Source organism: Rhodococcus sp. (in: high G+C Gram-positive bacteria) (assembly GCF_049286785.1).
Taxonomy (GTDB): Bacteria; Actinomycetota; Actinomycetes; order Mycobacteriales; family Mycobacteriaceae; genus Rhodococcus_F.
This window is the reverse complement of sequence record NZ_JBAQEO010000796.1, coordinates 1-6,166: the sequence shown is the minus strand read 5'-3', so window position 1 is coordinate 6,166 and position 6,166 is coordinate 1. Positions and strand designations below refer to the sequence as shown.

General features: G+C 67.0%; 3 protein-coding genes and 2 pseudogenes. All 5 read left to right on the top strand.

Features of this window, described 5'->3' with window-relative positions; all coding sequences use genetic code 11:
• Positions 1 to 724: pseudogene (locus WAW17_RS28800) on the top strand (replication-associated recombination protein A); the annotation flags it as partial.
• Positions 725 to 906: 182 nt separating this feature from the next.
• A complete protein-coding gene (alaS, locus tag WAW17_RS28795; RefSeq protein ID WP_422336267.1) occupies positions 907 to 3,579 on the top strand; it encodes an alanine--tRNA ligase in 2,673 nt (890 codons plus the stop codon).
• A gap of 2 nt (positions 3,580 to 3,581) precedes the next feature.
• Complete coding sequence (ruvX, locus tag WAW17_RS28790) at positions 3,582 to 4,118, top strand: Holliday junction resolvase RuvX (protein WP_422336266.1); 537 nt, start codon at positions 3,582 to 3,584, stop codon at positions 4,116 to 4,118.
• Positions 4,115 to 5,701 (top strand): endolytic transglycosylase MltG, encoded by a 1,587-nt coding sequence (gene mltG, locus WAW17_RS28785; RefSeq protein ID WP_422336265.1) that lies wholly within the window; start codon positions 4,115 to 4,117, stop codon positions 5,699 to 5,701. The genes ruvX and mltG overlap by 4 nt, the downstream gene beginning before the upstream one ends.
• A gap of 4 nt (positions 5,702 to 5,705) precedes the next feature.
• Positions 5,706 to 6,166: pseudogene (locus tag WAW17_RS28780) on the top strand (shikimate dehydrogenase); the annotation flags it as partial.

Genomic DNA, 6,166 nt, shown 5'->3' with positions numbered 1-6,166 from the left:
GTTGGCGGCCGGTGACGCCCGCCGCGCGCTCACCGCGCTCGCGGCGGCCGCGGCCGCGGCACTCGACCAGGCAGGGGAGGCGCAGCGGCCGGTGCTGCTCGATCTCGCGACGGTCGAGGCCAGCGTCGACAAGGCTGCGGTGCGGTACGACCGCGACGGCGACCAGCACTACGACGTGATCAGTGCCTTCATCAAGTCCATCCGGGGATCGGACGTCGACGCCGCGCTTCACTACCTGGCTCGGATGCTGACCGCCGGCGAAGACCCGCGCTTCATCGCGAGGAGGCTGGTGGTGCATGCCAGCGAGGATGTCGGAATGGCGGACCCGACGGCGCTGCAGAGCGCGACCGCCGCGGCCCAGGCGGTGCAACTGATCGGAATGCCGGAGGCGCGCCTCGCGCTCGCCCAGGCCACCATTCATCTCGCGACCGCGCCGAAATCCGGGGCGGTGATCGCGGCGCTGGGTGCGGCGATGGCCGACGTCGCCGCCGGGAAGGCGGGACTCGTTCCTTCCCACCTGCGGGACGGTCACTACGCGGGTGCGGCGAAACTCGGCAACGCGGTCGGATATCGCTACCCTCACGACCACCCCGACGGCGTGTTGCCACAGCAGTATCCGCCGGACGAACTGGTCGGCGTCGACTACTACCAGCCCACCGGCCACGGCGTCGAACGTGAGATCGGGCTGCGGGTGGGGAAGCTGCGACGCATCGTGCGAGGTTGAAGTACGACTCCCGTTGTGGGCACCCCGGCGTGTTCCGTGTCACCACAGTCCGGCAGCCTGCAAGCACCGGCGAGCGCCCCGCGGAATCGACCTGACTCGACCGTTAAGCTGGGCAGTGGCCGATCAGCCGTGTCCGCGGTGCGATCGGTGTCAATCACTGTCACACGCGAAGGGCAACTCAGGTGCAGACCCACGAGATCCGCAGGCGCTTCCTCGACCATTTCGTCAAGGCGGGCCACACCGAGGTACCCAGCGCCTCGCTGATTCTCGACGATCCGAACCTGCTGTTCGTCAACGCCGGAATGGTGCAGTTCGTGCCGTTCTTCCTCGGACAGCAGACGCCGCCGTATCCGACGGCCACCAGTGTCCAGAAGTGTGTCCGCACCCTCGACATCGAGAACGTGGGCATCACGACCCGGCACAACACCTTCTTCCAGATGGCCGGCAACTTCTCGTTCGGCGACTACTTCAAGCGTGAAGCCATCACACACGCGTGGTCGCTGCTCACCTCGAGCGTCGAAGACGGTGGATACGGGTTCGATCCCGAGCGGATCTGGGTCACGGTGTACCTGGACGACGACGAGGCCCGCGACATCTGGCGGGACGAGGTGGGCATTCCCGAGGAACGGATCCAGCGCCGCGGGATGGCCGACAACTACTGGTCCATGGGCATTCCCGGCCCCTGCGGACCCTGCTCGGAGATCTACTTCGACCGCGGTCCGGAGTACGGCGTCGAGGGCGGTCCGGAGGCCGACGAGGACCGGTACATCGAGATCTGGAACCTCGTGTTCATGCAGAACGAGCGCGGACTCGGGGGCGGCAAGGACAGCTTCGAGATCCTCGGCCCGCTGCCGAAGAAGAACATCGACACCGGGATGGGTGTCGAGCGCGTCGCGTTCCTGCTGCAGGGAGTCGACAACGTGTACGAGACCGACCTGGTCCGTCCGGTGATCGCCAAGGCCGAGGAATTGTCCGGCCGGAAATACGGTGTCGACCATGAAGCCGACGTCCGGTTCCGCGTAATCGCCGATCACGCCCGTACAGCGGCGATGCTCATCGCGGACGGCGTCAACCCCGGCAACGACGGCCGCGGCTACGTGCTGCGCCGGTTGCTGCGACGCATCGTCCGTTCGGCGAAGCTGCTCGGCGCAGACAAGCCCAGCATGCGCGAGTTCATCACCGTCGTGCGCGACACGATGGCTCCGTCCTACCCGGTACTCGCCAGCGACTTCGGGCGCATCGAGACCGTCGCGGTGGGCGAGGAGACGGCCTTCCTCAAGACACTGACATCCGGTTCCAAGCTGTTCGAAGGTGCCGCCGCGTCGGTCAAGTCCTCCGGCAGTACGGTGATCGGCGGCGATCAGGCATTCGCGTTGCACGACACGTACGGGTTTCCCATCGACCTGACCCTCGAGATGGCGGCGGAGGCAGGCCTTTCGGTCGACGAAAAGGGCTTCCGCGCGCTCATGGCGGAACAGCGTCAGCGCGCCAAGGACGATGCGCAGGCACGTAAGCATGCGCACGCCGACCTTTCCGTCTACAAGGAGATGCTCGACCGCGGCCCGACCGAGTTCACCGGTTTCCACGAGCTGGTCTCCGAGGCACATGTGCTGGCCCTGGTCTCGCAGGGGCGACGAGTGCCTGTCGCGTCCGCAGGACAAGATGTCGAGGTGATCCTCGACCGCAGCCCGCTGTACGCGGAGTCGGGTGGGCAGATCGCCGACCTCGGCACGCTCACCGGGCCGGGCCTGCGGGTGAAGGTGAACGACGTCCAGAAGATCGCCAAGAAGCTGTGGGTCCACAAGGTGACCGTGCAGGAAGGCGAGATCGCCGAGGGCGACGTGGTCTTGGCGCAGGTCGACCCGCACTGGCGCAAGGGCGCCACGCAGGGGCACTCCGGCACACACATGGTGCACGCGGCGCTGCGACAGGTCCTGGGCCCCAACGCCGTCCAGGCCGGGTCGCTCAACAAGCCCGGATACCTGCGCTTCGACTTCTCCTGGCAGGGTGCGCTCTCCGAGTCGCAGAAGCAGGACATCGAAGCGGTCACCAACGAGGCTGTGGCTGCCGACTACGCCGTCAACACCTTCGTCACCGACCTCGACAAGGCCAAAGCCATGGGCGCCATGGCGCTGTTCGGTGAGAATTACGGCGACGAGGTACGGGTCGTCGAGATCGGCGGACCGTTCTCGATGGAACTCTGCGGCGGAACGCACGTGGGCAGCTCGTCCCAGATCGGCAACGTCACGCTGCTCGGTGAGCAGTCCGTGGGTTCGGGCGTGCGCCGAGTCGAGGCGTACGTCGGCCTCGACTCGTACCGCTACCTGGCGAAGGAACGTGCATTGCTGGCAGGTCTGTCGGCGTCGTTGAAGGTGCCCTCCGAAGAGGTTCCCGCCCGTGTCGAGGCGCTGGTGGAACGACTGCGTGTGGCCGAGAAGGAACTCGAGCAGACCCGCGCACAGGCCGTGCTGTCCTCCGCCGCCACCTATGTGGACAAGGCCCAGCGCGTGGGCCCGGTTCTCCTGGTGGCCGAGGGCGCCCCGGCCGGGGTGGGCGGCAACGACCTGCGCGGACTCGTGACCGATATTCGCGGCAGGTTCGGCGCTCAGCCCGCGGTCGTCGTGCTGCTCGGCGACGTCGACGCAAAGGTTCCCTTCGTGGTTGCGGTCAACAAGCCGGCGCAGGAACTTGGCGTGTCGGCAGGCGATCTCGTCAAGGGATTCGGTCCGGCCATCGGTGGCCGCGGCGGCGGAAAGACCGACATGGCGCAGGGTTCCGGTTCCGATGCAAGCGGGGTGGCAGCGGCGCTCGACACAGTCCGTCGACTGGTGGCGGACAAGGTGGGGAACAAGTAGCGGTGGTGCACGCGGAACAGGGTGCGGATCGACCTGGAGTCGACGACCCTGGGCGCGGCCGCCGTATCGGCGTCGACGTGGGCAGCGTGCGCATCGGGGTGGCGTCGAGCGACCCCGACGGGATACTGGCGACTCCGGTCGAGACGGTGCCGCGGTCGACGGAACGCGGACCCGACGCGCCGGATATCCGGCGAATTGCCGAGATTGTCGCGGAATACGAGGCAGTGGAGGTTATCGTCGGTCTGCCGCAGACCTTGCGGGGCGAACGAGGAAAAGCCGCCTCGATCGCTATCGCGTTCGTGAAGCGATTGCGGAGAAGGCTGGACCCGATCCCGGTGCGGATGACGGACGAACGTCTGACAACCGTCACCGCTTCGCGGGCGCTTCGCGAGAGTGGCGTCAAGGCACGAGGCCAGCGTTCGGTGATCGACCAGGCGGCGGCGGTGGCGATCTTGCAGGGATGGTTGGACGAGCGGAGCAGGTCGGTGAACGCAGGCGATTCAGGTGGGAACGCACCGCGACCGGAGGCAGACCAGTGAGTAACCATCGGCGTGCGTCGGGGGATGAAGCGGATTTCGATTTCGTCGATCGGGAGCCGCGGCGGCATCGATACCTCGAAGACGACGAAACGTTCGACCACGCGCCTCCGGGCGGTGTCGATGAGCCGTACCCGTCCGGCGGTGTCGATGAGCCGTATCCGTCCGGTCGGGACGCCTACGCCCAGCAGTCGTCGGGCCACCATACCTACCGCGGCGACGACCACGAGTACGAGCACGAGTACGACTACGACGAAGCGTCCATCGACGACGCACCTCCGGACGGCACGTACGACCCGCCGTACACCAGGCCGAACGCGGCATTCGAGGATGCCGAGACCCAGATCATCCCGGCCCTCCCCAGGGAAGTGCCCGTGGCGCGGACCCGGGCGGAACCGCGTGCGGTCGAGCGACACCGCAGGCAATCGGGTGGGTCCGGTGGGCGCATCCGTCGCAAGGTTGTCGGTGCGCTGGCCGCCGCCACCGTGCTGGTCGTCCTCGCCGGGTTGGTCTTCGTCGGTGGCAAGCTCTTCTTCGGAGGCTCCGATGCGCCCGCCGATTACGCAGGCCCCGGCGGCCCCCCGGTAGTCGTCCAGGTCGATTCGGGTGACACCGCGCACGAGATCGCAAGCACTCTGGCCGAGCGTGACGTGGTTGCCAGCGGCTCGGCCTTCTTCAATGCCGCGGTCCAGAACCCCGCGATGAATTCGGTACAGCCCGGTTACTACAGCCTGTCGACGAAGCTGCCGGCCGCGGACGCCGTGCGGGAGTTGATCGATCCGACGTCCCGCGTGGGACAGATGATCATTTCGGAGGGGCGCCAGCTGCACGACAACACCGACGTGCAGACCGGAGCGAAGAAGAAGGGGATCTACACCCTGATCTCCGAGGCCAGCTGCATCGGCCAGGCCGAAGCTCGGCAATGCATCAGCTACGACGATCTCGACAGGGCCGGTGCCGGCGACCTGAACCAGCTCGGTGTTCCCGGCTGGGCCAAGGACGCGGTCGCCGGGGTGCCTGATCGGGACCGTCAGCTCGAAGGGCTGATCGCTGCCGGCAGCTGGGATTTCGATCCCACGGCCGATCCGGCCGAGATTCTGCGGCAGCTGGTCACCGAAAGCGCCGCCAACTACGAGGAAACGGGGATTCTCACTGCCGGAAACCAGGTGGGACTCACCCCGTACAAGATGCTGATCGCCGCGTCGCTGGTGGAACGCGAGGCCATGCCCGCAGACTTCCCGAAGGTGGCTCGGGTCATCTTGAATCGTCTTGCCGTCGACCAGGCGCTGCAGTTCGATTCGACGGTCAATTACGCACTCGACACCACCGAACTGGCCACCACGGACGCCGATCGCGCCGAGGTCACGCCCTGGAACACCTACGCCAGCCCCGGACTGCCCGCGACGCCGATCGCCTCTCCGAGCATCGCTGCGCTCGAGGCGGTCGAATCGCCGGAACCCGGCGACTGGATCTATTTCGTCACCGTGGACTCCGGGGGAACGACACTTTTCACCAAGAACTACGACGAACACCTGACGAACATCGACAAGGCGATGAACAACGGAATTCTCGACAGTGGACGGTGACGGCGTGACCTCCCCGAAGGGGGCCTTCCGAAAGGCAGGTGTGCTCGGCAGCCCGATCGCCCATTCCCGATCGCCGCAGCTGCACATCGCGGCGTACCGTGCTCTGGGCCTGACCGGCTGGACGTATGAACGCATCGAATGCACCGGCGAGCAGTTGCCGGGCCTCGTGTCGGGTCTGGGCCCGGAGTGGGTCGGTCTGTCCGTCACGATGCCGGGCAAGATTGCCGCGCTCGAGTTCGCGACCGAGCGGACCGATCGAGCGGCGATCATAGGATCCGCCAACACCCTTGTCCGCATCGACGGCGGGTGGTGCGCCGACTGCACCGACGTCGACGGTGTCAGCGGCGCCCTCACCGACGCCGGTATCGGTGACATCTCGGGGTCGGACGCTGTGGTCGTCGGTGCAGGCGGCACGGCCCGCCCGGCGCTCGTCGCACTGGCCGGGATGGGTGTGAAATCCGTGAC